At 51.0% G+C, this 25881-nt stretch carries 27 protein-coding genes; 23 read left to right on the top strand and 4 right to left on the bottom strand.

Annotated elements, in window-relative coordinates; all coding sequences use genetic code 11:
- Nucleotides 1-21 precede the first annotated feature (21 nt).
- Complete coding sequence (locus AC27KL_RS15365) at nucleotides 22-2196, bottom strand: catalase (protein WP_487170253.1); 2175 nt, start codon at nucleotides 2194-2196, stop codon at nucleotides 22-24.
- A 242-nt stretch (nucleotides 2197-2438) separates the two neighbouring features.
- Here AC27KL_RS15365 and AC27KL_RS15360 point away from each other — a divergent pair, with 242 nt between their 5' ends.
- The 4 genes from AC27KL_RS15360 to AC27KL_RS15345 all read left to right on the top strand — a co-directional run bounded on the left by AC27KL_RS15360 (nucleotide 2439) and on the right by AC27KL_RS15345 (nucleotide 6108).
- Complete coding sequence (locus tag AC27KL_RS15360; protein WP_212952216.1) at nucleotides 2439-2876, top strand: Rrf2 family transcriptional regulator; 438 nt, start codon at nucleotides 2439-2441, stop codon at nucleotides 2874-2876.
- A gap of 513 nt (nucleotides 2877-3389) precedes the next feature.
- A complete protein-coding gene (locus tag AC27KL_RS15355) occupies nucleotides 3390-4610 on the top strand; it encodes an MFS transporter (protein ID WP_487170252.1) in 1221 nt (406 codons plus the stop codon).
- Between the two features lie 379 nt (nucleotides 4611-4989).
- Nucleotides 4990-5514, top strand: coding sequence for a DUF5946 family protein (locus AC27KL_RS15350; protein WP_487170251.1), 525 nt, complete (start codon nucleotides 4990-4992; stop codon nucleotides 5512-5514).
- 15 nt (nucleotides 5515-5529) lie between these two features.
- Nucleotides 5530-6108, top strand: coding sequence for an MBL fold metallo-hydrolase (locus tag AC27KL_RS15345; RefSeq protein WP_487170250.1), 579 nt, complete (start codon nucleotides 5530-5532; stop codon nucleotides 6106-6108).
- A gap of 279 nt (nucleotides 6109-6387) precedes the next feature.
- On the opposite strand, the gene map is transcribed toward AC27KL_RS15345, so the two are convergent.
- Together map and AC27KL_RS15335 are read right to left on the bottom strand one after the other, a co-directional pair.
- Nucleotides 6388-7134 carry a type I methionyl aminopeptidase gene (gene map, locus AC27KL_RS15340; protein ID WP_487170249.1) on the bottom strand — a complete coding sequence of 249 codons (747 nt, stop codon included), beginning with the start codon at nucleotides 7132-7134 and terminating at the stop codon, nucleotides 6388-6390.
- Between the two features lie 5 nt (nucleotides 7135-7139).
- Nucleotides 7140-7742 carry a TetR/AcrR family transcriptional regulator gene (locus AC27KL_RS15335; RefSeq protein ID WP_487170248.1) on the bottom strand — a complete coding sequence of 201 codons (603 nt, stop codon included), beginning with the start codon at nucleotides 7740-7742 and terminating at the stop codon, nucleotides 7140-7142.
- Between the two features lie 168 nt (nucleotides 7743-7910).
- On the opposite strand from AC27KL_RS15335, the gene AC27KL_RS15330 reads away from it, so the two are divergent.
- The 10 genes from AC27KL_RS15330 to AC27KL_RS15285 all read left to right on the top strand — a co-directional run bounded on the left by AC27KL_RS15330 (nucleotide 7911) and on the right by AC27KL_RS15285 (nucleotide 13689).
- On the top strand, nucleotides 7911-8243 hold the full coding sequence (locus tag AC27KL_RS15330; RefSeq protein WP_487170247.1) for an iron-sulfur cluster biosynthesis family protein: 333 nt from the start codon (nucleotides 7911-7913) through the stop codon (nucleotides 8241-8243).
- Nucleotides 8244-8540: 297 nt separating this feature from the next.
- A complete protein-coding gene (locus AC27KL_RS15325) occupies nucleotides 8541-8849 on the top strand; it encodes a PadR family transcriptional regulator (protein WP_310858113.1) in 309 nt (102 codons plus the stop codon).
- Nucleotides 8846-9193: a DUF1048 domain-containing protein gene (locus AC27KL_RS15320; protein ID WP_339324834.1), complete on the top strand. Its 348-nt coding sequence runs from the start codon at nucleotides 8846-8848 to the stop codon at nucleotides 9191-9193. Before AC27KL_RS15325 ends, AC27KL_RS15320 begins: the two co-directional genes overlap by 4 nt.
- Before the next feature lie 12 nt (nucleotides 9194-9205).
- Nucleotides 9206-9556, top strand: coding sequence for a DUF1048 domain-containing protein (locus AC27KL_RS15315; RefSeq protein ID WP_339324835.1), 351 nt, complete (start codon nucleotides 9206-9208; stop codon nucleotides 9554-9556).
- A 15-nt stretch (nucleotides 9557-9571) separates the two neighbouring features.
- Nucleotides 9572-10330: an ABC transporter ATP-binding protein gene (locus AC27KL_RS15310; protein ID WP_487170246.1), complete on the top strand. Its 759-nt coding sequence runs from the start codon at nucleotides 9572-9574 to the stop codon at nucleotides 10328-10330.
- A gap of 3 nt (nucleotides 10331-10333) precedes the next feature.
- Nucleotides 10334-11095 (top strand): ABC transporter permease, encoded by a 762-nt coding sequence (locus AC27KL_RS15305; protein ID WP_339324837.1) that lies wholly within the window; start codon nucleotides 10334-10336, stop codon nucleotides 11093-11095.
- Nucleotides 11096-11303: 208 nt separating this feature from the next.
- Entirely contained in the window at nucleotides 11304-11867 is a 564-nt protein-coding gene (locus AC27KL_RS15300; RefSeq protein WP_487170245.1) for a sigma-70 family RNA polymerase sigma factor, read from the top strand.
- Nucleotides 11857-12360: a DUF3600 domain-containing protein gene (locus AC27KL_RS15295; protein ID WP_487170244.1), complete on the top strand. Its 504-nt coding sequence runs from the start codon at nucleotides 11857-11859 to the stop codon at nucleotides 12358-12360. The genes AC27KL_RS15300 and AC27KL_RS15295 overlap by 11 nt, the downstream gene beginning before the upstream one ends.
- Before the next feature lie 147 nt (nucleotides 12361-12507).
- Nucleotides 12508-13128 carry a TVP38/TMEM64 family protein gene (locus AC27KL_RS15290; protein WP_487170243.1) on the top strand — a complete coding sequence of 207 codons (621 nt, stop codon included), beginning with the start codon at nucleotides 12508-12510 and terminating at the stop codon, nucleotides 13126-13128.
- A gap of 120 nt (nucleotides 13129-13248) precedes the next feature.
- Nucleotides 13249-13689 carry a hypothetical protein gene (locus AC27KL_RS15285; RefSeq protein WP_487170242.1) on the top strand — a complete coding sequence of 147 codons (441 nt, stop codon included), beginning with the start codon at nucleotides 13249-13251 and terminating at the stop codon, nucleotides 13687-13689.
- 498 nt (nucleotides 13690-14187) lie between these two features.
- Here AC27KL_RS15285 and AC27KL_RS15280 read toward each other — a convergent pair whose 3' ends face one another.
- Nucleotides 14188-14382 carry a hypothetical protein gene (locus tag AC27KL_RS15280; RefSeq protein WP_487170241.1) on the bottom strand — a complete coding sequence of 65 codons (195 nt, stop codon included), beginning with the start codon at nucleotides 14380-14382 and terminating at the stop codon, nucleotides 14188-14190.
- A gap of 236 nt (nucleotides 14383-14618) precedes the next feature.
- On the opposite strand from AC27KL_RS15280, the gene AC27KL_RS15275 reads away from it, so the two are divergent.
- From AC27KL_RS15275 to hxlB, 9 genes are all read left to right on the top strand, one after another.
- Nucleotides 14619-15869, top strand: a complete 1251-nt coding sequence (locus tag AC27KL_RS15275; RefSeq protein WP_487170240.1) for a DUF4073 domain-containing protein — start codon at nucleotides 14619-14621, stop codon at nucleotides 15867-15869.
- A 170-nt stretch (nucleotides 15870-16039) separates the two neighbouring features.
- On the top strand, nucleotides 16040-17971 hold the full coding sequence (locus AC27KL_RS15270) for a fructose-1,6-bisphosphatase (protein WP_487170239.1): 1932 nt from the start codon (nucleotides 16040-16042) through the stop codon (nucleotides 17969-17971).
- Nucleotides 17972-18684: 713 nt separating this feature from the next.
- Complete coding sequence (locus tag AC27KL_RS15265; protein WP_487170238.1) at nucleotides 18685-19764, top strand: ankyrin repeat domain-containing protein; 1080 nt, start codon at nucleotides 18685-18687, stop codon at nucleotides 19762-19764.
- Between the two features lie 131 nt (nucleotides 19765-19895).
- The gene (locus AC27KL_RS15260) at nucleotides 19896-20903 is read left to right on the top strand and encodes a LacI family DNA-binding transcriptional regulator (RefSeq protein ID WP_487170237.1); all 1008 of its coding nucleotides are present in this window, start codon (nucleotides 19896-19898) and stop codon (nucleotides 20901-20903) included.
- Nucleotides 20904-21196: 293 nt separating this feature from the next.
- Nucleotides 21197-22069 (top strand): sugar phosphate isomerase/epimerase family protein, encoded by an 873-nt coding sequence (locus AC27KL_RS15255; RefSeq protein WP_487170236.1) that lies wholly within the window; start codon nucleotides 21197-21199, stop codon nucleotides 22067-22069.
- Nucleotides 22070-22085: 16 nt separating this feature from the next.
- The gene (locus tag AC27KL_RS15250) at nucleotides 22086-23048 is read left to right on the top strand and encodes a sugar kinase (RefSeq protein ID WP_339324849.1); all 963 of its coding nucleotides are present in this window, start codon (nucleotides 22086-22088) and stop codon (nucleotides 23046-23048) included.
- A complete protein-coding gene (locus tag AC27KL_RS15245; protein ID WP_339324850.1) occupies nucleotides 23045-24346 on the top strand; it encodes an MFS transporter in 1302 nt (433 codons plus the stop codon). The genes AC27KL_RS15250 and AC27KL_RS15245 overlap by 4 nt, the downstream gene beginning before the upstream one ends.
- Nucleotides 24343-25008, top strand: coding sequence for a 3-hexulose-6-phosphate synthase (gene hxlA / locus AC27KL_RS15240; protein ID WP_487170235.1), 666 nt, complete (start codon nucleotides 24343-24345; stop codon nucleotides 25006-25008). The genes AC27KL_RS15245 and hxlA overlap by 4 nt, the downstream gene beginning before the upstream one ends.
- A 138-nt stretch (nucleotides 25009-25146) precedes the next feature.
- A complete protein-coding gene (gene hxlB / locus AC27KL_RS15235) occupies nucleotides 25147-25695 on the top strand; it encodes a 6-phospho-3-hexuloisomerase (protein WP_339325139.1) in 549 nt (182 codons plus the stop codon).
- The last annotated feature ends 186 nt before the right edge of the window (nucleotides 25696-25881 follow it).

Raw genomic sequence — 25881 nt, 5'->3', positions numbered from 1 at the left:
TATCTTCATATCGATCCGATTTCAATCGGTTCGCTTCACTGGAGGAATCATCTGCATTTCCCGGCCCCAGTGGCGATGCATGGCGATGGCGTCGACCAGCTGCCGGGCGAAGACGCCGACGTCTTCCGTCTCCTTTCGGATGACCAGCCCGGTATCCTCGTTCGGAGACGTCAGATAGCCCGAAATAGCGGCCGGATCGGCGAGATGAATGCCTGAGCCGGACAGCAGCCCGGCAGCCTGGGCAGAAGCCCCCACGGTTTTAAAATGGTTATAAGCTTCCGTCACAAAGTTTACCGCCTCTTTGATTCCCTGGAGCTTGGCCATGCTTTGTTCCCCGCCGGCCACATAGACCGCGTCAAACAGCACGGAATCGGCCGTTAGGAAGGTATGCATCACCTCTAGCCGGCTGCCGTCGGTTCCGGCAATCATCCCCAGATTTTCGCTGACGACTTCCGGAACGACCTTCGCTTCGGCAAAGGCGGCGAGGACGGCCTTCATCTCGTCGGCGTCGAATCCGTCGGCGGCCAGCACCGCCACCTTACGGGTGGCCGGGGACATGGCGGTTCGAAGCTGGCTCAGTGCCGGCGAAGCCTTGGTTTCGGCACCACCGGCCATCGTTGTCCCGGATGCTTCATCACCGGCCTTCGCCTTCGGCGGGGTGACGCCGACGCCAAGGGCGATTTCCTCGGCCAGCGTCAAATCGACGTTCGCGAACATGTCGACGACCTGCTGCTGCACGCTTTTGCTTCTTACCTTGCCCACCTCGAACCGGAAAGCCTTAATGATATGCTGCTTTTCCACGTCAGACATGCTGTTCCAAAAAAGTTTAGCCTGGGTGTAATGGTCTTTGAAGCTGTCGCTGCGTGCCCGGACTTTGCGTCCCTCCACCTTTTCCTGATAGTGGGCGTATCCACCGTCCTGCTGCGAAACGGGGCGGGGGTCATTGTTTCCAAGGGAGTTTTTATGATAGCTGGTTTGCCCCCGGTTGATCGTCATGCGATGGTATCCGTCACGCTGGTTATTGTGAACCTCTGCCACGGGCCGGTTGATCGGAATCTCATGGAAATTCGGTCCGCCCAAACGGATCAGCTGCGTATCGGTATAAGAGAACAGGCGCCCTTGGAGCAGCGGGTCGTTGGAAAAATCGATTCCCGGAACCACATTGCCTACGTGAAAGGCAGCCTGCTCCGTTTCGGCGAACACATTGTCCACGTTGCGGTTCAGGGTCATTTTTCCGATGCGCTGGACGGGAATGAGTTCTTCCGGCCATATTTTGGTCGGGTCGAGAATATCGAAATCGAAATTGAACTCCTCATCCTCGCGGATCATTTGCACGCCAAACTCAAATTCGGGATAGTTGCCCGTTTCAATGGCTTCCCACAGGTCGCGGCGGTGAAAGTCGGGATCCTTGCCGGCGATTTTCTGCGCTTCGTCCCAGACCAGGGAATGCACGCCCAGCAGCGGTTTCCAATGGAATTTGACAAAATGCGCTTCGCCCTTGTCATTGACAAACCGGAAGGTATGTACGCCGAAGCCTTCCATCATCCGGTAGCTGCGCGGGATCGCCCGGTCCGACATCGTCCACATGACCATGTGGGCCGATTCGGTATTGTTGGCAATAAAATCCCAGTGGGTATCATGCGCCGTAGATGCCTGCGGCATTTCGTTGTGGGGCTCCGGCTTGAACGCATGCACCAAATCAGGGAATTTCAGCGCATCCTGAATGAAAAATACGGGGATGTTATTGCCCACAAGGTCAAAGTTTCCGTCCTCCGTGTAAAACTTGGTGGCAAAGCCCCGGGCATCCCGCACCGTATCGGCCGAACCCCGCGAACCGGCCACGGTGGAGAAACGTACGAATACCGGCGTTTTTATGGACGGATCCTGCAGAAATTTGGCCTTCGTGTACTTTGTCATCGGCTTGTATACCTGAAAATAACCGTGAACGCCGAAGCCCCGGGCGTGAACGACGCGCTCAGGAATGCGCTCATGGTCAAAATGGGTCAACTTCTCCCTAAAATGAAAATCTTCCATTAACGTAGGACCGCGTTCGCCCGCCTTGAGCGAATGCTCATCCTCAGAAATTCGAACGCCCTGATTGGTGGTCATGGGTTCGCCATCATCGCTTACGCGGAATTCCTCCAACTGGCTGTCCTTCATGTCCTTCTGCGGCTGCTGCCCTTTCTTATGGTCCATCAATGAATCCCTCCTGTTGGTTACGGACGGTGTCCGAGTATTTCACAAATTTTATTTACCCGGATCAAAATACGTCCAAACGGGAAGATAAACGGGAGCGTCGGATTTGAGGCGATCAGGCCGCAAAAGGTGATGTGTCTAAGACGCTGAATTATACAATTCCGCTGAAAAGGGGAAAGGGATTCGTTGACGAGGGGGATTCAATGAAACTATAATGGTTTCATTGAAAGGGGATGCCGAACATGGCCATCGTAAGCCGTTATACCATTGCGCTTCATATTTTGACCTGGCTGGCCTTTTGGGCGGAGAAGGACGAATTTTTCCCTTCCGACCGGATCGCAAACAGCGTGGGAACGAGCCCGGTTTTTCTGAGGCGGATTCTTGGTCAACTTGCAAAGGCGGGCCTGGTGCTCGTGCAGCACGGCGGGACAGGTGCCGGCTGGAAGCTGGCGCGCCGGCCGGAAGAGATCAGCCTGCTGGACGTGTACGAAGCCGTCGTGCAGACGCCCCTGTTCGAGCTGCACCACAGCCAGCCGAACCCGAGCTGCATTATCGGCAACGGCATTCAGCCAGCTCTCCAAGAGATCTACGAAGACAGCGAAGAAGCACTGAAGCGCCGGCTGGCTCAGGAAACGATCAAGGATCTGGTCGGTTCATCGCTGGAACACGGGAAGCGTTGATGCCGCCGGAAGCGGCAGGCATCCGTAAGGAGCCGATCGCCGGAAGATCTTAGATAAGCGGGCCGATCGGAAACAGCTGTCGGCTCGGATTCCGGCCCGTCGATGAACCGGCGAGGCATGCTGTTGGCTGTTTGATGAAGACCGATCCGCGAGCCGCTTTTTTTCTGCGGCAACCAATATAACTGTTTCAGTTTCAATGAAAGGGGGGCGTCGGATGGCTTTCCTGAGTCAGGGCAGGATGGAAGCAGCAGAACAGGTCGATATCCGTTTTAAATCTGCCTGATCGGAAACGCTCTAAGAAAATGTTTGATATCCGATTTCAGCTTGCGGCTTGTCCGCTGTATGCGTCGTAACGGCCGGCAGTAGGACTCATCTCGGCATTCAATGTAACCGTTACGGTTATTTTGAGGATGAGAACAGTTCAAGTGCAGCCGCAAAAGAGAGTGTTTATACCATTCAATGCAACTCATTCAGTTCCATTGGAAAGTTGAAATTAAATAAGGAGAGGATTTTATGGACAAACGGATATTTTGGTTGGCGCTCGGATCGTTTGCGATCGGCACGGAAGGGTACATGATCGGCGGGCTGCTGCCGACGCTGGCGGCGGCGCTGCATGTCTCGACGGCGCTTGCCGGACAGCTGGTGACTGCATTCTCGCTCGTTTATGCCGTGTCGTCGCCGATACTGACGACACTGACCGGAAGGATGGAGCGCAGGAAGCTGTTGTTCGGTGCGCTGCTGCTGCTCGCCGCCGGAAACGTGGTGTGCGGCCTTGCTTCCTCATACGGCCTGATGATGGCCGGGCGGATCGTCGCCGCGCTGGGAGCGGGACTATTCTCGCCGGGGGCAGTCGCTGTCGCCTCCACGCTGTCCGAGCCTGAAAAACGAGGGCGCGCAGTGTCGATTGTCATCGCGGGGCAGACCGTTTCCCTGATCCTTGGCGTTCCGTTCGGGACGTGGGTCGCCCAGACGTTCGATTGGCGTACGACGTTTTGGATCGTCGGCGGCGTGACGCTGCTCGCAGCGCTAGCCATTCGGCTGCTGTTCCCGCAGGTGGCGCCGGCCGGGGCCGTCGGCATGCGGGAGCGCCTGTCGTATCTGAAGCGGCCGGAACTGCTATCCGCCTTGCTGACAACGCTCGCCTGGGCCACCGGGATTTTTGCGCTCTTTACGTACGTTTCCGAACTATTTGCCGGATACGGAGCTGGAGGCCGGATGATCAGCATCGTGTTGTGCCTTTCCGGTATCGCCAGCTTTATCGGGGTGCGGACGGGGGGCATCGCTGCGGACCGGATCGGCCCGAATCGGGCAATTCCGCTGGCGTTGACGCTGCTCGCCGCCTCGTTATTCCTGCTGTCGGCGTTGTACGGCTTTGCCGGCCGGCCCGGCATTCTTGCCGTGGCGATCGCTGCCATGGCTCTGTACGGCTTCAGCGGCTACATGTTTAATCCTGCCCAGCAGCATCGGCTGATCGGGCTGTCGGGGCCTTCGTCCGGCATCGTCCTGTCGCTGCAGTCTTCCGTCATTTACGTGGGAAGCGCTTTGGGCGCCTCGGTCGGAGGCGCAGTCGTGCGCTTCGCTACCGTCGGGCAAATCGGCTATTTCGCAGGCGCGATGACGGCGCTGTCGCTTGTCGTGTTTGCGGCGAGCCTGCGCCTCGAGCGGCGCATAAAGCGGGGGGCGGCCGTTCCGGGACACTCGTCCTCCGCAGACGAGACGGGTGCCGCAGGCTAAGCCCAACGGTATCCGGAACTGATTGACCGCATCCGCAATAAAATGCCGAAGCCCAAGCTCCGCGTCCTGTCGATCCGCCAGTCGCCCAAGAAGCACTGCCGCTTCCCATTATCAAAACGGCGGGAAAAACGCCTTGACGTTGTTACAATGGCTTATTTGCATCTTGACCCTAACGCAACGTTAGCCCTTAATATGGCTTTATAGGGGGCGATCCGGATTTATACAACGGGACAGTGGGAGCGGGCAACCGGCATTTCCCAAAGAACGATTTCCTATGAACAGCTCTTTACAGAACTATGGCGCGGAACGTTAGGACGGCGCTAAGGGATACGGATTCAATAAAGATTCAATAATGGTTCCTGAAGGGAAGGTGGGGGCTATGCAGAACATAGTGCGACAAGCCCAAAAAAAGGGCTTAGAGTTAAAGGATTACGGAAGATGTCAATTTTGTGGATCACACACCGAGGGCGGAGTCTTTGAATGTTTTGACGTTTTCAATGATCTGCAAATACATTTCATGGATGGGAGTGGAGTGAATCAGTTTATTTTTGCCGACGCCCATTGTTTGCAGCATTCGGAGGTTCATGGGAAGTGGAACAACAATTTGCATCTCACCAGAATGTATTTGATGCTTGAAAAAGAAATCGAATGGAAGTACGCAAAGACAAGTCGGTTGAGCCATGTTTTGGATCAATACAAATCGTCCCATCCGGAAATCTTGATTTCTGCATTGCCCGTTCAAGAAAGAGGATGTTTAACGGTTATGGACCTCATCGGACTGAAGGAGAAAAAACTAGAATCGATGTTATTAAAATGGGCGAATGATGTATACCGGTCGTATGAACGATATCATTCAAGCGCAAAAATTGTGGGCGATCTCTATATCGACGAATATGAACGATAAGATGGGGGCGGACTTATGAATGTCATTAACGTTGGCTACGATTCGACGAATTATTATGCGATTGATTGCCAAAACAAGTACCTTCTCATCGATACGGGGTTGCCTGGTACGCTTGGTAAGATGGCGAGCCAATTGCGAAAGTACCATATCGATTGGAAGGACATTCCCTATGTCATGGTTACCCACTTTCATCCGGATCATTGCGGAATCGTACAAGAGCTGCAATCTATGGGTGTAGCACTTATGATCAGCAGAACGCAATCGGATTTTCTTGAAACGGCGAATGAGTCGATGAAAAAATTCCCCGGCTTCAAAGAAATAAAGGTGGAGGCCGATCACATCATCAATGAAAATGATAAAGCCAGCTTCATTAAAAAATTGGGCATCCCAGGATATATTCTTCATACTCCGGGTCACTCGGATGATTCCATTAGCATTGTTATCGAAGGGTTGGGCATTTTTACGGGCGATTTGCCCCTGATGAACCCTATGTTCGTTGAATCAAATGAAATGGTTGATAAAAGCTGGGCACTATTAAGAAGCACCGACGAACGGAAGGTATTCCCCGGGCACGGTCCGCATGTCATCCTTTGATTCATCCGGAGATTCAAGTCCCTTCAGCTAAAGCGTATTGTTGCGGCTTTTTGTGTTTTTAGGATGAGGACATAGGCCACAATCGATTAGAATAAACAAAATTATGTTAACGATAAAATAATTATGTAAACTAAAAACGGTAAAAGGGAACGGAAAAATAAAAATCGGCCTTTTCGCAGACATGCGAATCGCAGCCGATTTTTTGCCTGAAACTATGAAGGAAGAGGGGATCACCGCTCAGCTTCCGGATCAACATTGCCACAAACTAAGGATTGATTTCTATTGTGCGGTCAATATGACCGGTCCATCCGAAGTAATGGCAATCGTATGTTCGTATTGCGCGGAAAGCGAGCCATCGGCGGTTCTGGCGGTCCATCCGTCGGCATCCACCGTCATGAACGCTTTTCCCGCATTGATCATCGGCTCTATCGTCAACACCATCCCTTCCTTCAAGCGGAATCCTTTGCCGGGCTTCCCGACGTGGGGATAGTTAGGCTCCTCGTGCATCTCCCGGCCTACGCCGTGACCGAGCAGATCGCGCACCACCGAAAATCCGTTCCGCTCGGCATGGGTTTGAACCGCATGCATCACATCGCCGATCCGGTTTCCGACGACAGCTTTTTCGATGCCCAGATCCAAGCATTCCTTCGTTACCCGCATCAGCTTACGGGCTTCCTCCGATACCTCGCCGACCGCATAACTCCAGGCAGAATCGCCGATCCAGCCGTCCTTTTCCGCCACGATGTCGATGGTGACGATGTCGCCTTCCTTGAGCGGTGTCCGGTTCGGAAAACCATGCGCAATGACGTCGTTGACCGAAGCGCATGTCGCATACGGATAGCCGTTGTAGCCGATCGTATACGCCTTGGCGCCATTCTCCTTCAGGAACCGCAGCGCGAACGACTCGATCTCAAGCGTCGTGACACCCGGCCGGATCATACTTGAGATGGCTTTGTGAAAAGCAGCGACGATTCGGCCGGCTTTTCTCATTTCTTCAATTTCCGCTTTCGATTTCAGGATGATCATTCCGTTTATCTCTCCTTTGCCTGTAGGCCTGAAAAAATCATGTCAACGATGCCGTCCGCATCCATCTCGTGTCGCATTTGATGGTGGATGTTCAATGCTGTGCAGCCGATCAGCGAGCCGAATATCAGATTAGCCGTTTTCTCCGGTGACTTGGAATCGATTCCTTCGCGAATCATGTGCACAAACGGCAAATAGATCCGTTCCTGAAAATGTTCTGACAGCTTGCTGAACCGGTTTCCCGGGAAGTGATGAAAATTATCCGCAACCGTTTTAAGCAGTATAAATACGGAAGGATCCTGGAGGCACTTCTGCAGAAGCAGCCTGGAGAACGACTCCGCTTTATGCAAACTGCCGCCGTCCTCCGTCATTGCGGGCTGTACTGCGGATTCCGTTCGATACAAGGCATCCCACAATAAATCTTCCAGAAGCATGTGCTTATTTTTGTAGTAATGATACACGGTTCCGTAGCCGAGCTCTGCTTTGACCGCAACATCGCGTATTTCCAATTGAATGCCCTTTTCCAAATATACTTCCGCAGCAGCCTGCATAATTTGGTTCATGCGCATCTCCCGGATGGCGTCATTCTGTTCTTTGGTACGTGGTGACATGGCTCCTCCTTTTTTAGACCTGCAGTAATGTCAATGTAAAACCAATATACATCATGCGATTGATTTCCGCAATCCGGAAAGGGAACCTCCATCATGGTGGAACTGATTTTTTATCAGTATAATAAGCATGATATTGTAAAGAAGACGATGCAAGGAGGAGGTCGAAACATGATCATTTTCATTGATTCTTACACGGAAGAAAAACTCGCGAACAGCTTGGAGGGGCGTCCCGGTTTTTTCAAGCTTTTTTATGATACCGAAAGTTGCGGGTGCAACGGAGTGTTGGCCATCGAGATTTTGGATCAGCCGCTTGACACCGACGTTCGGGTTCCTGTAAAAAACTTTACTTTTCTGGTCGACAAGCAGCAGAAAAGCTTGTTCGACGACGCGCTGAAGCTGGAAGCGGACCGGTCATACCCGTCGTTCAAGGTGAGCAGCGATTCGGCATTATACAGTACCAATGTCAGAATCAAGGACGCCAGGGACACGGCTTCAAAGTAGCGCTCCAACTCGGTTTCAAGAATCTAAAAACGACAAGAACATACACGCTTATAAGCCGCATAGTTGCGGCTTTTTGTGTGTAGCCATGGATATCAAGAGCCAGAATGGCAAGAACCTATTGAATAAATGAAATGTAAAAGCGGATGGCTGCCCCATTGTAAGCCTATTTTTAACGTTGATGAGGAAATGGCATTGACTTTCCCGCTACTGCGTGTTACTTTATAGTGGTACTAAGTAATACATGATACCAGTGACACAGAATAGCAAGGAGAGATGGTGTTGGAAAACCTAACGGAAATGCTCAAAGGCGTGCTTGAGGGCTGCGTCCTTGAGATTATAAGCCGCCAAGAAACCTACGGCTACGAAATCACGCGGCGGCTGAACGCCCTCGGCTTTTCAGATGTTGTGGAGGGAACGGTGTACACCATCCTGATCCGGCTTGAAAAAAACAAATTGGTGGAGATCACGAAGAAACCCTCCGACATGGGACCGCCGCGAAAGTTTTTCGCGATCAATGACGCGGGGCGCGAGGAGCTGCGGAAGTTCTGGGAAAAATGGGAGTTCGTATCATCAAAAATGAATGAGTTAAAGGAGGAAAAACAATGAATTTTTGGGAAAAAATCACCGGCAGCGACATGACCAAGGAAATGAAAGCTTTTGAAGCGAGGGCAAAAAAACTGCCGGCTGATTATCAAGCCGCATGGGAAAAAATTAATGTCAATCTTTGGCCGCATTCCGATTTCACCGGTCGCAATCTCATGCCGATACTTGACGGTGTGCTTGGCCTGCTCGAAGAAACGGCAGCGGACGGTCAAAGTGTCCAAGAGGTTTTGGGTGACGATATCAAAGGCTTCTGCTTGGCGCTGGTCGGCATCGATGGGGCAAAGTCCTATCGCGACAAGTGGCGCGAGCAACTTAACCATAATATCGCTAAAAAATTAGGCAAATAGGAGGAGGTTAACATGAGAATACGAGATATCATCGAAGGCAAAAAAGAGTGGAGAGCGCACGTGGCGCGTGTAAAGGCGCTCCCGCAAGATTATCAGATTGTTTATAAAGAGATTCAAAAATATCTCTTTAAGGTCGGCCCTGTCCAGCTAACCGAGGGGACGGGTTTGCTCTCGGGCATTGTCGATCTTTTTGAAGAGGGAGCGGCTATGGGGAAAGGCGTGCTTGAAGTGACGGGCCGTGACGTAGCGGCTTTCTGCGATGATCTAATCAAAGATTCAAAAACTTATGCTGACGTCTATCAAGAATCCGTTGACCAAAAAGTTTACAAGGCCATAAAAGAAGCTGCGGATAAAACAAAATAAAAAGGGGGTATGAGGATGGAAAAAGCAATTCAAGTGAAAGGTATGCGAAAATCTTTCAAAGACAAGGAAGTCCTGAAGGGCGTCGATTTTGAAGTGAAGCGAGGCGAGATTTTCGCCTTGCTGGGCTCGAATGGGGCGGGCAAGACGACGATGGTCCGAATCCTCACCACGCTGCTTAAGCCGGACGGAGGCACCGCCACCGTCAACGGTTTTGACGTCGCTTCAAAGCCCGACCAAGTACGGCAATCAATCAGTTTGACCGGACAATTTGCCGCCGTGGACGAGATTTTGACGGGACGGGAAAATGTGATCCTGATCGCCAAACTGCGGCACCTCAAAAATCCGCGCCAGGTTGCGGATCATATGCTTGAACGCTTCGGCCTGACAGAAGCTGCGGACCGCAAGGCATCTACCTATTCGGGCGGCATGCGCCGCAGGCTGGACATTGCTCTAAGCCTTGTGGGAAATCCGCAGATCATTTTCCTCGATGAGCCGACCACCGGGCTGGACCCTGAGGCTCGCATCGAGGTTTGGAAGACCGTCAAGGAGCTGGCCGACGGCGGCACGACGATATTTCTCACCACTCAGTACTTGGATGAGGCCGAACAGCTTGCCGATCGGATTGCCATTTTGCATGAGGGTCGGATCATAACCAACGGCACGCTTGAGGAACTGAAAATGCTGTTCCCGCCCGCAAAGGTGGAGTATGTGGAGAAACAGCCTTCGTTAGAGGAGATCTTCCTCGCCATTATCGGTAATAAGGAGGGAAAATAATCGATGAATAGATACTTTTTCAGCGATATGAGCGTTATGCTCGGACGTTCCATGCGCCATATTTTCCGCAGCATGGACACCATCATCACGGTCTGTATCACCCCGATTGCGATGATGCTGCTGTTTGTCTATGTGTTTGGCGGCGCCATCCAAACCGGTACGGACAACTATGTGAACTACCTGTTGCCCGGCATTCTGCTGATTGCGATCGCAAGCGGGATTTCTTATACGGCTTACCGCCTGTTTATGGATAAGCAGCGGGGCATCATTGAGCGGTTCAACTCCATGCCGATTTCGCGTTCAGCCCTGCTGTGGGGGCATGTGCTAACTTCGCTGCTATCCAATATGATTTCCCTCGTCGTCATCATTCTCGTAGCACTCATCATGGGTTTCCGCTCGACCGCAGGGATTCTGCCCTGGCTCGCCGTAACCGGTATTCTCGTGCTGTTTACGCTGGCGTTGACTTGGGTCGCGGCGATTGCCGGATTGTCCGGAAAATCGGTCGAAGGGGCGAGCGCATTTTCCTATCCGCTGATCTTCCTGCCGTTCATCAGTTCGGCCTTTGTGCCGACCGATTCCATGCCCAAAGTCGTTCGCGCTTTTGCCGAAAACCAGCCGGTCACCTCGATCGTCGAAACCATCCGTGCCCTGTTGTCAAGTCAACCGGTAGGCAATGACATCTGGATCGCGCTTGCATGGTGCGTCGGAATTATGCTGGTCGCTTATGTCTTTGCGATGCGGGCTTATAAACGGAGAGCAGTTTAATTACACAAAATTCAGATATCAACCGATTGTCGCTATTTAATACTCAAAAAACCTTAGTTCTGCCTTTCTGCCGACTAAGGTTTTTTTGGTTTGTATCCAGGCGTGCCACAGGTGATGTATATTTTTATTCAAATACGTTTTTCTCTTACGGAACCTTTTTCCCCATTGGAGCGAATTAAGGGGTGTAACACGTTCAGGAGGGGCCCCCATGAATGATAAAGAGTTACGATTGTGGCTTGAACAAGCGACGCTCGGCGACGAGTCTGCCTTTCAGCTAGTCTATGAGGCGACTCATCAAGACGTCTATCGGACGGTTGCTTTTCTCGTCTACGACAAACAGGACGTTGAGGATATCGTGAATGAAGTTTACATGCGCATGTGGCGGTCGTTTCACCAATACGACCCGAACAGGCCGTTCAGGTTTTGGCTGCATGGGATCACGATCCATCTTGTCCAGGATTGGAAAAGAAAAGCATGGCGGCGAATTCGCCTTTTTGAACGAAACCGCCAGATGGCTTGCGAACCGTTCAACTGGACGGACCGAGCTTTCCTGCAGTCCGAAATGCAGCACGAGCTGTTCGGCTTAGTTCGCCAGCTGTCCTACAAACTGCGTGTGGTCGTCATCCTGCGCTATTTTCACGACTATGATCTGGAAGAAATCGCGGACATTCTGCAAATCCCCGTTGGCACAGTGAAATCCAGGCATCATCGGGCACTTCATGAGCTCCGGAAAAGAATCGAAATGACGGGAGGAAGCGAGTATGTCTATTGATCAGGAATTGCGCCAAGAACTTCGCCAGGTTGCTGATTCGATGCACTGTCCACCCGATTTGTACGGACGTGTCAAGCAGTCCTATCAACACTATTTGAACGAAAAGAGAGGAAGGTCTCCTATGAAAAAACGCCTGCTTGCAGGTATTGCCGCAGTAGCGATTCTGATTCCGTCTGCCGTATTTGCTTCTTCCTATCTAGTGGATGATCTATTCGGTTCTGTTGAAAACATTGAAAAGATTGGTGGTACACAGGAAGATTATCAAGAGATCGAAAGATTCCTTCAGACAGCAAAAGGCAAGCTCACAGAAGCCGAATTCAAGGAGTATATGGAGCTGACCAAGCAGTTGATGCAATTAAAGCTGAAGATGACCGATAAAAATGGGGTCAGGCATGAAGAGAAGCTGACTAAAGAAGAACAGCAGCAGTGGTCTCAACTCTCTTCCAAGTTGGCACCGTTTTTTGAGAAGATCAACGGAAACGCCAAGCCGTAAGCAAATGAAGAGGGGACCCGTCCGATGCGGATGGGTCCCCTCAAGCTTTAAACGTGCTATTAAAATAATCGAATTTATGCATCAGGAAACCAAGCGATCCTGTAGTATAATGAAATCACTTGCAGTTATAGGAGGGGATCGCATTTTATGTTAGGCGCCGAGTTCAGCATTATGGAGTATTTTACGGAGCAAAACATCGAACTCTTTTTGGAGCGTTTCCGCTCGCTGGGACCGCTGCCCGGCGTGCTGTTAACTTTTCTGAAATCGTTTGTTCCGCCGCTGCCTACCATCGTGATCGTTGGGGCGAATGCCGCCATCTATGGGTTGTGGCTGGGTTTTTTATATTCGTGGATCGGCCTCGTTATGGGCAGCTTGCTTACCTTTGTTCTGATTCGCAAAGCAGCGGATACACCCTTTATTCGGCGCTGGGCGGCCAAGCCGAAAGTACAAAAAGCCATGTTGTGGGCGCAAAGGAACGGGTTCAGCTTCGTTTTTCTCTTAAGCCTGCTCCCGATCGGACCGTTCGTCGTCATTAACATGGCAGCGGGATTAACGCGAATGCCGACGTTTTCTTTTGCGGCAGCCGTAGCTTTAGGCAAAGGAGTCATGGTATTCTGCGTTTCCTATATCGGAACGCATCTGTCCGACTTTATCGACCAGCCTGTCGCGTTCATCGGAGTAGCGTTGTTTATTGCAGCTTCCCTATGGTTGAACCGGAGGTTGCAGGCCTATTTTATGTCCACGGCGGCCGCGGATACCATGGAATAAGGCGGGGGAAGAAGTCGGAGTTAGACGATAAATAGAGCAAAGATGATTGCGCTCCCGGAAAAGCATCTTACTGATGACTGTCCAAAAGGCTCATAATAAATATCAGGAAGCAGAGGGTGTATGAACTGCATGCAAATTAAGAAAACAAGGACTGGTTTGAGAGTAAGAAGTCTTCCGGGTGTGCATCCTGAAGTTAGAAGAGCATGCCTAGAGTTTGCAAGCTGGATCAGAGGTAACATGGAATTTCCCATTAGAGTTGTGGTCTATCTAAAAAAAGACTATTATATTTTAACTAAGTTCAATGAGGAAGTTTCTGCATCATTTTTTGCACCATATAATAAAAATGATGAACCATATATACGTATTGCAACGGGCGACTTTGAGGAGTTGGATTCAAAATATGGTAGAAATAACACCTTAGCTTCTTATCTTGTATCATTTGCCCATGAGTTAATCCACTACCAACAATGGATTCATGATGAACCATTTCTTGAAAAAGAAGCTGAAGAAAAGGCAAATGTAATTGTAGACCAATATGCGGAAACGAGAGAATATCCTTGAGTATGATTGTTCGTGAGGACGGTCCGCTTGCCTGGCGACGCACCCGGACTTGGCTCAAGCGCGGGGGCGCTTTTCGGGCAGCGAGGGGTTAGACCGTCCCCAAATCTGACGGCTCTGAAGCGGTTGACATGGAGGAGCTGGCAAGCGGCACAATGCCAACTCGACCTGACGGTCCCTAAGTCTCCACGGCCACCACGTCATCCGAGAGTATCGTTTCACTATCTTCGAATGATAGCGTCACTCCGCCTTGATCCTGCACGAAATCCACGCATCGTTTATTTAAGACGATCGTTCCAGGTTTTAATGCATTCCTAAGGACATGTAGAAGGTCTGCTCGATGAATCGTGACAAAAGTCTGTACCGAACCGTTCGCTCCCGGGGATTGATAAGTGCCCGCCCCTTCATACAGCGTGACGTCATGCCCTCTTTGCTGCAGGGCGCAGGCTTGTACATAGCCCCCCGATTCCGCCCCTTATAATGACGACTTCAGACATTTCATCATTCCCATTCTCCCTTCTGCTGAACGCCAATTCCTTCCCGAATCATTTCGAACCGATCCAAGAAAATCGAAACCGGGTTCTGAACTTGATCGGGGAATGAGAGCCAGCTTATAACGGTTTGAAAATAAATGGAAACCAAGAGGGACGACAAGCTTTCCGGACTCATGTGTCCTTTTAATTCTTTTTTCGCCATGCCTTCCTCCATAATCGGTACCAGCGCAGCTTGAAAGTCTTTGACTTGCTTGCCTTCCTGTAGCCGAATTCCCCTCAAGTGTCAATCAATCGATCCCCCGGTTTTGGGTTGTTTACATTTTTTCGTTCATGATTTACTTCGAGAGAATATTACCTTCACATTTTCGGTTTATTCTAATAGAAGCTTGTACGTTTGCAGATTATATTCTGAAAATGACAATAACTAGGAGGAATAATGTGAAGAAGTTACTAACAAGCATGATGGCAACATCTATTATTTGCAGCGTAGGTGCATTTTCAGGATCAGCTCAGGCACAACCGGATGAACATGCATTTTCCAAAAATCCAGGCCTTACTTTTGATGTCATTAGTGACATTCAAGGGGATATCGACGACTTTAGGCATGTGCTTCAAGATATGAGACAGGTAAACCCTGCTTCCAAAGCATTAATCGTGAATGGCGACATTACAGACCGAGGGTGGGATTTTGAATACCAAGCCGTACAACAAGTGTTGGATCGTAACCCCCATCCGGAACATGTTTGGTACAGCATCGGAAATCATGAGTTTTATAAGCCGAAATGGGCATCTCCTACCCAATTAGCGCAAAATACGTGGCCGAATCAGACGCCGGAATCCGAGATGTTCCAAAATTTTTATAACTTCACGGGTGAGGAGAAAGTCTATCATAAAAAAGAACTAGACGGATATCCGTTCCTGTTCTTAGGAACCGAAAAATACATGCACTACCATGACAAATCCTTGTGGGATGAGGTTTACCTTAGCGATGAGCAGCTTGATTGGTTAAAGCAAAATCTTGAAGAATATGCTAAAAAAGATCCCAATAAACCCATTTTCCTGTTTAGCCATCATATCCTCAAGGACAGTATTTCAGGCTCCAAACAATCCCCTTATACCGGTGATTACTTAGAGCAAGAAAAATTGGAAGCCATCTTGAAGGATTACCCGCAGGTCATTCTTTTTACAAGCCACAGTCACTGGGACCTCAATCTTCCGGATTGGGCCGGCAAAAAGGTGGTAAAAGGAGGGGATCAGCGCGGTTTTACTGTCGTGAACACGGCTGGTATTCAAATGGGCTGGGCATCGGCAGGTCCTCATGGCGGCGAAGTGCCGACAGGCCTTGATTTTAAACAGGGTCTTCAGGTGGAAGTTAACGGAAATGACGTGAAAATCAAAGCGTACGACTACAAAACGGACAAAGTCATAAAAGAGCTGGGCGTGCATCATGGTACGATTGTCCAATTACCGCCCAATGTTGAAGCTGACGATGAAAAAAATGAGCTCATTGGCGCTACGCAATACATGGAATATTCTGTGAATGGAAATGGAAATGGGAATAGCCGCTGGGTGGACTATGATCCGAAGAATCCGCCAAAATTTGAAGGGAACCAAACGGTATTCGTTCGCCACAAGGGTGAAATGAATCTGGAGGATGGATTGTCTAAAAAGGTGACTTTCAAAAAATAATGCCTGATTAGAGCAGAGCGTTGATTTTATCAGCGCTCTTTTTTGCGCACACAAATGGTGTCTTGGGGACAACAACAGGAATAAAAGAAAGATTCATGGCACCCGCATAAATATGGAGAAAAAATGCTTACACTAACATCACCATCTTTCCTTGAAGGGGGACATCTGTTTTGGATGCGCAGTTTCTGGATTTATTGGCCCAGAAATATGATACGGAAGAAAAAGTCGTCACCGAAATCATCAACCTTGAAGCGATCTCCAATCTCCCCAAAGGAACCGAACATTTTGTCAGTGATTTGCATGGGGAATTCCAGGCTTTTCAGCATGTATTAAGAAACGGTTCGGGTACCGTAAAAGAAAAAATCAAAGCGTTGTTCCATGAGGTGTGGACGGATGATGAAATCAATGAGTTCGCGGCGTTAGTTTATTATCCGGAAGAAAAAATACAGCTGGTTAAAGGAGATCTGTGCAATAAACAAGCCTTGGACCGATGGTACAGACAAACGATTGAACATATGCTTAAGCTCATTTCTTATGCCTCTTCCAAATATACGCGCTCGAAATTGCGCAAAGCTCTGCCGGAGCAGTTTGTATATATTGTGGAAGAGCTGCTGTACAAGACGGATTCATCCCACAATAAGGATCCTTATTATGAGGAAATATACCGGCAATTGATCTCCTTGGGCCAGGCGGACAAGCTCATTACCGGCCTTGCTTATACGACTCAGCGTCTGGTCGTTGACCATCTTCATGTGGTCGGAGATATCTACGACCGCGGGCCGGACCCCGATAAAATTATGGACACGCTGATCAACTACCATTCGGTAGACATTCAGTGGGGAAACCATGATGTCCTGTGGATCGGCGCCTTTGCGGGTTCCTTGGTCTGCCTCGCGAATATTATCCGGATCTGCGCCAGATACGACAATCTGGACATCATCGAAGACGTATACGGAATCAATCTGCGCCCGCTGCTGAACTTGGCGGAGAAATACTATAACGACAATCCGGCCTTCAGACCGAAGCTGCAGAGCGACCATAACAGTTCTGAACAGGAAATCCTGCAGATTACCAAAATCCACCAGGCCATAGCCATCATCCAGTTTAAGCTTGAAATCCCGATTATCAAGAGACGTCCTTACTTCAACATGTCTGAACGGCTTTTGCTGGAGCAGATCGATTACGACAAAAACGAAATCAAGATGGGCGGAAAAACTTACCCGTTGGAAAACACCTGTTTCGCAACCGTAAATCCGCAGCAGCCGGAACAGTTGCTGGAGGAAGAACAGCAGGTGATGGAAAAATTGCTGTTCTCCGTCCAACATTCCGAAAAGCTGGCCAGACATATGAATTTTCTTATGAAAAAGGGCAGCCTTTATTTGAAATACAACGGGAATTTGTTAATCCACGGCTGTATTCCCATGGACGAAGAAGGCAACATGGAAGAAATGCAGATTGAAGACAAACGGTATTCGGGCCGTCAGCTGCTCGACGTTTTTGAATATTATTTGCGTTACGCCTATGCGCATCCGGAGGAAACCGATGATCTGGCTACGGATATGGTATGGTACCTCTGGACAGGGGAATGTTCTTCGCTTTTTGGAAAGCGAGAAATGACCACCTTTGAAAGATATTTTATCCAAGATAAAGAAACCCATAAGGAGCGCAAGAACCCTTACTATCATCTGCGCGAACATGAGGAGATCTGCCGGAAGATACTGCTGGAGTTTGGTTTGAATCCGGATCATGGGCATATCATTAACGGCCACACGCCGGTTAGAGAAATCCGCGGAGAGAACCCGGTTAAAGCGGGCGGGAAAATGGTCGTCATCGACGGCGGTTTTTCCAAAGCCTATCAGTCCACGACGGGCATCGCCGGATATACCTTATTGTACAATTCCTTTGGCATGCAGCTTGTCGCCCATCAGAAATTCAAATCCAGGGAAGACGTGTTATGCAACGGAACGGACGTCCTGTCTGTCAAAAGGCTGGTGGACAAGGAGCTGGAGCGGAAGCTGGTCCGGGAAACCAATGTCGGGGAGAAGCAGCAGCAGAAAATCTCCAATTTGAAGAAGCTTTTGGATTATCGCTACATGAAATAAAGTCGCTATTTTAGCGGCTTTTTTGTTTTACTCGCTTGTTTAATCGGTGCAAGCTAGCGGACAGGATGATTTTGATTTATTCAAAGAGGATATTTTGAGGATCCTATAGAATCTCTATATGGTAAATCAAGGCTAGCTGGGTTAATCCATTGGGGGTTAAATATGGCAACGTATCGTCGGTTTTTATGAGCGGCAAGGGTTCAAAATGTGGTATGTACAAATGTACCGCTAGACAGATTTTTAGGCGGCTTTTAATGAATCTTACAGGTTATGCAGGTCTTAAACCCATGTTTGCGGATACCTGATGGTGTCCGCTTTTATTTTCATGAGAAACGGCATCTCTATGGATGTTTACCTGTGCTGATCCTCCAATTTTTCAAAAGGTAGGTAAACGATATGAGGAAATTATTAAAGAAAGCCAGCATGGTTATCATGGGAATTTCTATATTCAGTTTAATAGGATGCAGCTATTCCAGTGAAACAACAGCTAAACTCATTGAGAAAGAGTTGTCCGAAAAATATAATGAATCCTTTAAAGTAAAATATTTAGGGGAACGAAAAATGGTTTTGTAGATTCGGATCAAGATATTCAAACGAGGCTGAAAGGAGGGACGAATTAAGCTTAGCTTATCACTGGTAAGATGGTATTCTGCGCAGTAAAATCGATCGTATAGGCGGGCATTTAAATAGATTTTGAATAAGGAGGGGTATGATTGATCGTCCTGAAAGATATCGGGAGATTCGAGGAGCTGCCGGAAATCGCGATGCATATTTACCAAGGAAACATTCCGGCTTTAGATTCGGCAATCGCAGCAGGCTGGGATATTGAGGAGGGGATCGTACTTAGTAAGCATATTACGCTAAGTCCGTTAGATCTGGCGCTCATATCGCAGCAAAGGGAGGTTATCAAGCTGCTGGTAGAGCACGGCGTCAACCTGAATGTGCATCTTCGTCCAGCATTTTTGACAGCCGTTCGCTATTGCGGGGAGGACATCGTCCGTTACATTGCAGCGCAAGGAGCCGAGATGGACAAGCTCGATCAAACGGGGTCGGGCGCGTATTCACAGGCTTACTATGGCAACAAAAATAATATTCCGCTGATTCATGAGCTGGGATTAGATATCAAGCTGCACGGCGGTGTCCTCATGCGTCAAGCCGCCTCGGACCATGACCTGAAAACACTCAAGTATTTGCTTGATCAGGGGGTGGACATCAATTTTAACCAACCGGATATGGTCTATCCTTATCAGGCGACTCCGTTAACCGTGGCTGCTCGGATGGGGAATATGGCCATGGTTAAATTTTTGGCTGAACACGGCGCTGACGTTACTCTAGCGGAAAAAAACGGCGAGCGGCCGTATACGATTGCCATCAGCAATAAGAATACGGTCATGGCTGATTATTTGAAATCGCTGGAACCGGCTGATTTTCATCATGCGGAGAACAAGAAATACGAGCTTAAAAAATATAAATTACCCGATGAACTGGTCCGCTTTCTTACGGGAGACCAGCTGTGCCTTGAGCTGGCGCAAAACGAATATGAAATCCGGTATATCGATTTTTTCACATTGACCGATACGATAGAGATGAAAGTCGGCAGGCAAAAGCTGCTGCGTCTTTCCGCCGAAATCGACAATTACGCTGACCTGCAGTTGGTTTGGAACCCGAAAAATAAAGGCCGGATCGGCTGTTATGACGGGGAGCATCAGGCTTATGCAGACTTATGCAGCTTTACGGAATTCCTCGCGCAACCCGAACGGCACCTCATAAAGTTTCTTGAGGGAGAGTTGTAAATGACGATGGAAAATCAAATTTGGTGTTTTGACGATGTTGTTAGCTAACCGGCAGTATATCCTGAAAATTAGACAAAGCGCCTTGATGCACCTTATAGTAGGGATATCATCGGACAGAGGGGTAGAGAACTGTGGGGAAAGCGACAATCGGGGATGTGGCGGCGCGCGCCGGCGTGTCCAAAAGCACCGTATCCCAATATCTAAACAAAAGATACCAGCATATGGGCCAGGAGACGCGGATCAAGATCGAAGAAGCGATTGAGGCCCTCGATTACCGGCCCAACGTTCTTGCCCGGGGGCTGAAGCAGAAGCGGACCGGTTCGGTCGGCGTCATCGTCGCCAACATTATGCACCGGCTTTCTACGGAAATATGCCGAGGCATCGAGGACTATTGCCAGGAGCAGAACATCAGCGTCATTCTGTGTAACAGTGACGAGGACGGCGAGAAGGAGAAAAAATATACCGAAATGCTGCAGGCCAAGCAGGTCGACGGTATCATTCTCCTGCCTACGGGCAAGAACGGGCCATTGTATGAAAGCCTCGCCGAGCAGGGGTATCCGATCCTCTTCATGGACCGTCGCGTAAACAACGTCAAGGCGGATACAATTGTGGTCGATAACAGGAAGGCAGTCACCCGGGCAGTGGAGCATCTGGCGTCGCTCGGGCACCAGAGCATCGTCTTGGCTACGGGACCGCTGACGATCAGCACGCGAACCGAGCGTACGGAGGGGTTCCGCGCAGCTATGCGTGAGCTCGGTCTGGATGACGGGAGTGGTAACATCATCAATGCGGAGATCTCCTCGCTTAAAGACCGGCTTCGCAAACGCTTTGAGAGACCGGAGTCGCCGACGGCACTCATTGCGGGGAACGACCTGGTGCTGCTCGAAGCGCTTGCTTTTGTTAAGGAGCAGGGGCTGCGTGTGCCAGAGGATTTGGCGCTGGTCGCATTCGACAACATTCCGTTCGCCCACCTGTTGACGCCGACGCTAACGACGATCAACCAGCCTTCCCTGGAGATGGGCAGAAAAGCGGCCGAGCGCCTGATTACCCGCATCCGGTCGGAGGAGGCGCCGGAGGCGGCCGAGTTTGTCTTTGAATGCGAGCTTGTTGTGCGCGAATCATCCGGCCAGGCCCGTTGAAGGTGCTGCCGAGGTCATCATACACTTTAAACAAACAAAACCAGCTTTGGGTCCGGGACCGGGAGCTGGTTTTTGTTGTAGGTCATCCAATACGGGAGAAGTCTCCATGTTTGAAGGCTATGCTTTTTCGGAATCATGACAGCGCTTAAATGTAAGGGGTTGCAAAATGATGAATACAGGTTTATAATGAACCCATGAGTTGAAGTAAATCGGTTTACTAAATCGGTTTACGAATGAGGGGCGGTATTCCTGGTATCCTGATAATCCGATTTAGCACGAAGGAGGATGACTATATGAAGGCAGTTTTTGTGCCGACCTCTGTATTCGGCAATACTCCCGGTCTGCAGCATGAATGGGCGCAGACGGTTCGCGCCGCCGGAGCAGACGGCATTGAAATAAGACGGGAATTGTTCCCCCCGGGGAATCTGCCGCTTGCCGAATGCCGCGAAGCCAACCGGAACAGTGGGTTGCGCTGCATATATTCCGTTCCGCTGGAGCTGTGGGACGAAGCCGGAAGGCTGAATGAAACGCAGCTGTCTGGGATTCTGGAAGAGGCGGGAATTCTAAGGCCGGAGATGCTGAAGGTGTCGCTTGGGCATTTCATAGCACAGGACTGGGCCGATCCAGGAGAAGAAGCGATTGAAGCGTCTGGAGGCCGGAAGTCTTCGGAAGTCCATGCAAGCCGGAACAGCGACGAACGCCTGACCCGTCTGGGCGAACTGCTTGATCAATACAGGGCTTTGCATGGTCCGCTGACTTTGCTGATCGAGAATGACCAAACGCCGCATGGAGGCAACGCCGGAAATTTGAAAGCGTTCTTTCAGGCGGTGGAGTGTTCAGGTCTTGGCGGAGTGGCCATGACGTTCGATACCGGCAATTGGTTGTATGCCGGAGAAGAGCCCGTGAAGGCGGCGCTGGAGTTGGCTCCTTACACCAGCTACATTCACTGCAAACATGTCGTATGTTCCGAAGACAATGCTTTGCAAACGCTTCCTATCCCTGAGGAAGAAGACGCAATCTGGCGAGAGCTGTTGGCTCAATTGCCGGAACATGCGTCCCGGGCGATTGAGTTTACGCTTCCCGGACCGGAGCGTCTATCAGAGTATCTGAAGATGCTCCGGCAAGCGCCAGGCATGCCTGGAAAAGGACGAAAACGGACAGATTGAAGGAGGCATGGCAACCATGTTGAAAGATTCGGTAACTTTTGGAGAGGCTATGGTTATGTTCGTAGCGGGCAGACCCGGCGCCTTGAAGGACATTGACACCTTCAGCCGCCGTCTAGCCGGGGCGGAAGTCAATGTGGCCGTCGGCCTTTCGAGACTTGGACTAACTTCCGGGTGGATCAGCCGATTGGGCGAGGATGCGTTCGGCGATTATATCGTGGAGTATCTCGCTAGAGAGAAGGTGGACATCGACGGTATTACCCATGATTCACGCTATCCAACCGGGTTCCAGCTGAAGTCGATGGTGCTGGAGGGAGATCCGCAGGTGCAATATTTCCGGAAAGGTTCCGCCGCAAGCACGCTTGGTGAGGCCGATGTGGACTCCGGCTATCTGACCGGCTTCCGGCATCTGCACATGACCGGCATTCCGCCCGCGCTGACGAAGAGCACCCGCGCATTCGCTTATGCGGCGCTGGAGACGATGAAGGGTGCGGGACGGACCGTTTCTTTTGACCCCAATCTGCGCCCGTCTCTCTGGTCTTCGAAAGAGGAGATGAGGAAGGTCATCAACGACCTGGCGTGCCGGGCGGACTGGGTGCTGCCGGGGATCGAAGAAGGGGAATTTCTGACCGGCTCCAGGGACCCGAAGAAGATCGCCGAATTTTATCTGAACCGGGGCGTTTCGCTTGTTGCCGTCAAGCTGGGGCCGGAAGGAGCCTATTTCCGCACCCCGTATGAAGAGGGAACGGTTCCAGGCTTTCAGGTGAAAAAGGTTGTGGATACGGTCGGGGCTGGGGATGGCTTTGCCACAGGCTTGATCGGGGGACTTCTGAGGGGGTTAAGCATCACCGAAGCGGTGCGGCAGGGAAATGCAATCGGCTCGATTGCAGTGCAGTCCGTTGGGGATCACGACGGATACCCGACGATGGAAGAGCTAAAGGCATATCTTCACTATCATCTGACAGGAGTGAGAACGAGATGAACAAATCGAACAAAGGCAGCTTCGTCGCTTCACGCTGGCTGCGTCTAATGCCGATCGTCTTTGTAACGTACAGTCTAGCCTACCTTGACCGGGCGAACTACAGCTTTGGCGCGGCTGCCGGCATGGCCAAGGATTTGCAGATTTCGGCGGGAATGTCTTCGCTGCTTGGCGCGCTCTTTTTCCTGGGGTACTTCTTCTTCCAGGTACCGGGTGCCCATTATGCCGAGAACAAAAGTGCCAAGAAGCTCGTATTCGTTTCGCTGATTTTATGGGGGCTGCTGGCGGGAGCTACCGGTATCGTCCATAATGTTCATATTCTCATCATCATCCGTTTCTGTCTCGGCGTGGTTGAAAGTGCAGTTATGCCTGCGATGCTGGTCTTTCTGAGCCACTGGTTCACGAAAAAAGAGCGCTCGCGCGCCAACACCTTTCTCATCCTCGGCAATCCTGCAACCGTGCTGTGGATGTCCATCGTCTCGGGTTATCTCGTGTCCGCTGTCGGTTGGAGATGGATGTTTATTATTGAAGGTTTGCCACCGATTATTTGGGCGTTCTTCTGGTGGAAGCTCGTGAACGACAAGCCCGCTGAAGCGAACTGGTTGACCGCAGAGGAGAAAAAGGAACTTGAGATTACCCTGAATGAAGAGCAGAAGGGACTGAAGCCCGTTAAGAACTACGGCGAGGCGTTCCGGTCGCCGCTTGTCATCCGGCTGTGCCTGCAGTATTTTTTCTGGAGCATTGGTGTCTACGGCTTCGTCATGTGGCTTCCTTCGATTATCAAGGCCGCTCCTGACATGAGCATGGTCGCAACCGGGTGGCTGAGCTCCGTTCCTTATGTGCTCGCGGTCATTGGGATGCTGGTCGCGTCCTATTTCTCGGATAAAACGGAGAACCGGAAAGCCTTTGTCTGGCCGTTCCTGCTTGTAGGTGCGGTTGCCTTCTACGCCTCTTATTTGCTGGGAGCGGATCATTTTTGGATTTCATTCATTCTGCTGGTCATCGCCGGCGCCGCAATGTATGCCCCTTACGGACCGTTCTTCGCCATCATGCCTGAAATTTTGCCCCGGAACGTCTCGGGCGGCGCCATGGCGCTGATTAACAGTATGGGGGCGCTCGGTTCTTTTGCCGGATCCTACATCGTCGGCTATCTGAACAGCTTCACCGGAAGCTTCGGCGCCTCCTATATTTTTATGGCCGGCTCGCTGCTTCTGTCCGCAATTCTGACTTTAACCGTGGGCAGATCTCGCAAAACGGCGGAATCGACTCCAGAGGGAAAGCTTGAGGTGTCGACAAGATGAACATTCAACTTGCATTGGACCGGATGAGCATACAGGAGGCCATCGATATGGCGAGATTGACAGAACCTTATATCGATTGGATCGAAGTCGGCACTTCTCTGATCAAAGAATTCGGCATGGCGTCTGTAGAAGCGATGAAGCGCGAGTTTCCCCACAAGATCATTGTCGCGGATGTCAAAACCTTCGATAACGCCATATACGAGTTCGAATTGTGCTATAAGGCGGGGGCTGACGTGGCAACGGTCATGGGTGCCTCTCCGCCGGTCACCGTTGAGCTCTGCATGAAGACCGCCCAGACATGGGGCAGGCAGGTCATGATCGACCTGCTTCATACGACGCCGGAGGAACAGGCGGCGCTTGCCCGGTACGGGGAGGCGGTCCATTGCTTCCATGTCAGCAAGGACCAGCAAGAGGGAGGCGGCTCCCGCTTGACCGGGCCGGGCGCATATGAAGCCGCATCCGGTGCCCCCGGTTCGGTCGGCGAAAGCCAGGCCAAGCTTCGGATCGCTGCGGCGGGCGGGATCACCCTGGATTCTCTGCCGGGACTGTTCGCGATGAAGCCGGAGGTTCTCATCGTCGGCTCCGCGATTACGAAAGCAGCGGACCCGGCCGCCGCTGCCCGATCGTTTCAGGACTGCATCCTGAAACTGGGGAGCAGGTAGCGGGTCATGCCCGGGCTCCAATGGAAAGATGTATATTATAGAAGCAACGTCCGAGCAGCGGATATCATTACATCCGGAGGTTTCGAATGCGGATGAATTTTGCTCGATCGCGAATGGAGAAGGAGAGACTGAACAATGATGAACAAGCTGATGACGATACTCGCGGAAGCTCGTGCTGTGCTGGAACGGGTAGACGAGAGTGATGTTAACGAGACAGCCGCCCTACTGGCGGGTGCTCCCCGGATCTTTGTCGTAGGTGAAGGCCGTTCGGGACTGATGGCCAAATCCTTCGCCATGCGGCTGATGCACCTCGGCGCGACCTCGTATGTGATCGGGGAGACGATTACCCCTTCGATCGCCGAGGGTGATTATGTAGTCGCCGTCTCCGGCTCCGGAACGACGCATAGCGTCGTCTGGACCGCAGAGAAGGCGCGGGAGCTCGGCGCGTCGGTCATCGCCCTGACGACCGACGCCGAATCCCCGCTCGCCCGGTCGGCCGTGCGGGTGCTCGCGATTCCGGCGGCCACGAAGCACCGCCGGGAAGGCGAAAGCGCGAGCATTCAGCCGCTAGGCTCGCTGTTTGACCAATGCGTCCACCTTGTGCTGGACGCGGTCTGCCTGTGCTACGCGGAGTCTCGCGGCGTGGACAATGCCGCGGCGTTCAAGCAGCACAGCAACGTGGAATAGCGACATCCGTGCTGTCACCGCCGCTCTACTGTCAAGCATTCCACTATCAGGTCATAGACTTTAAGCTAATGATCGAGAGCTCAATGAATACCTGTAAAGACAGTAGCTTATTTGGTCGGTACTGTACGGCACTCAGCCGTCCGGAGGTATTTTTGGACAATGCGTCGGTGCAAGCAAAGAAGCAAA

The sequence above is a fragment of the Paenibacillus sp. YAE3 genome (assembly GCF_057546105.1).
This window is presented reverse-complemented; position numbering and strand designations above follow the sequence as displayed.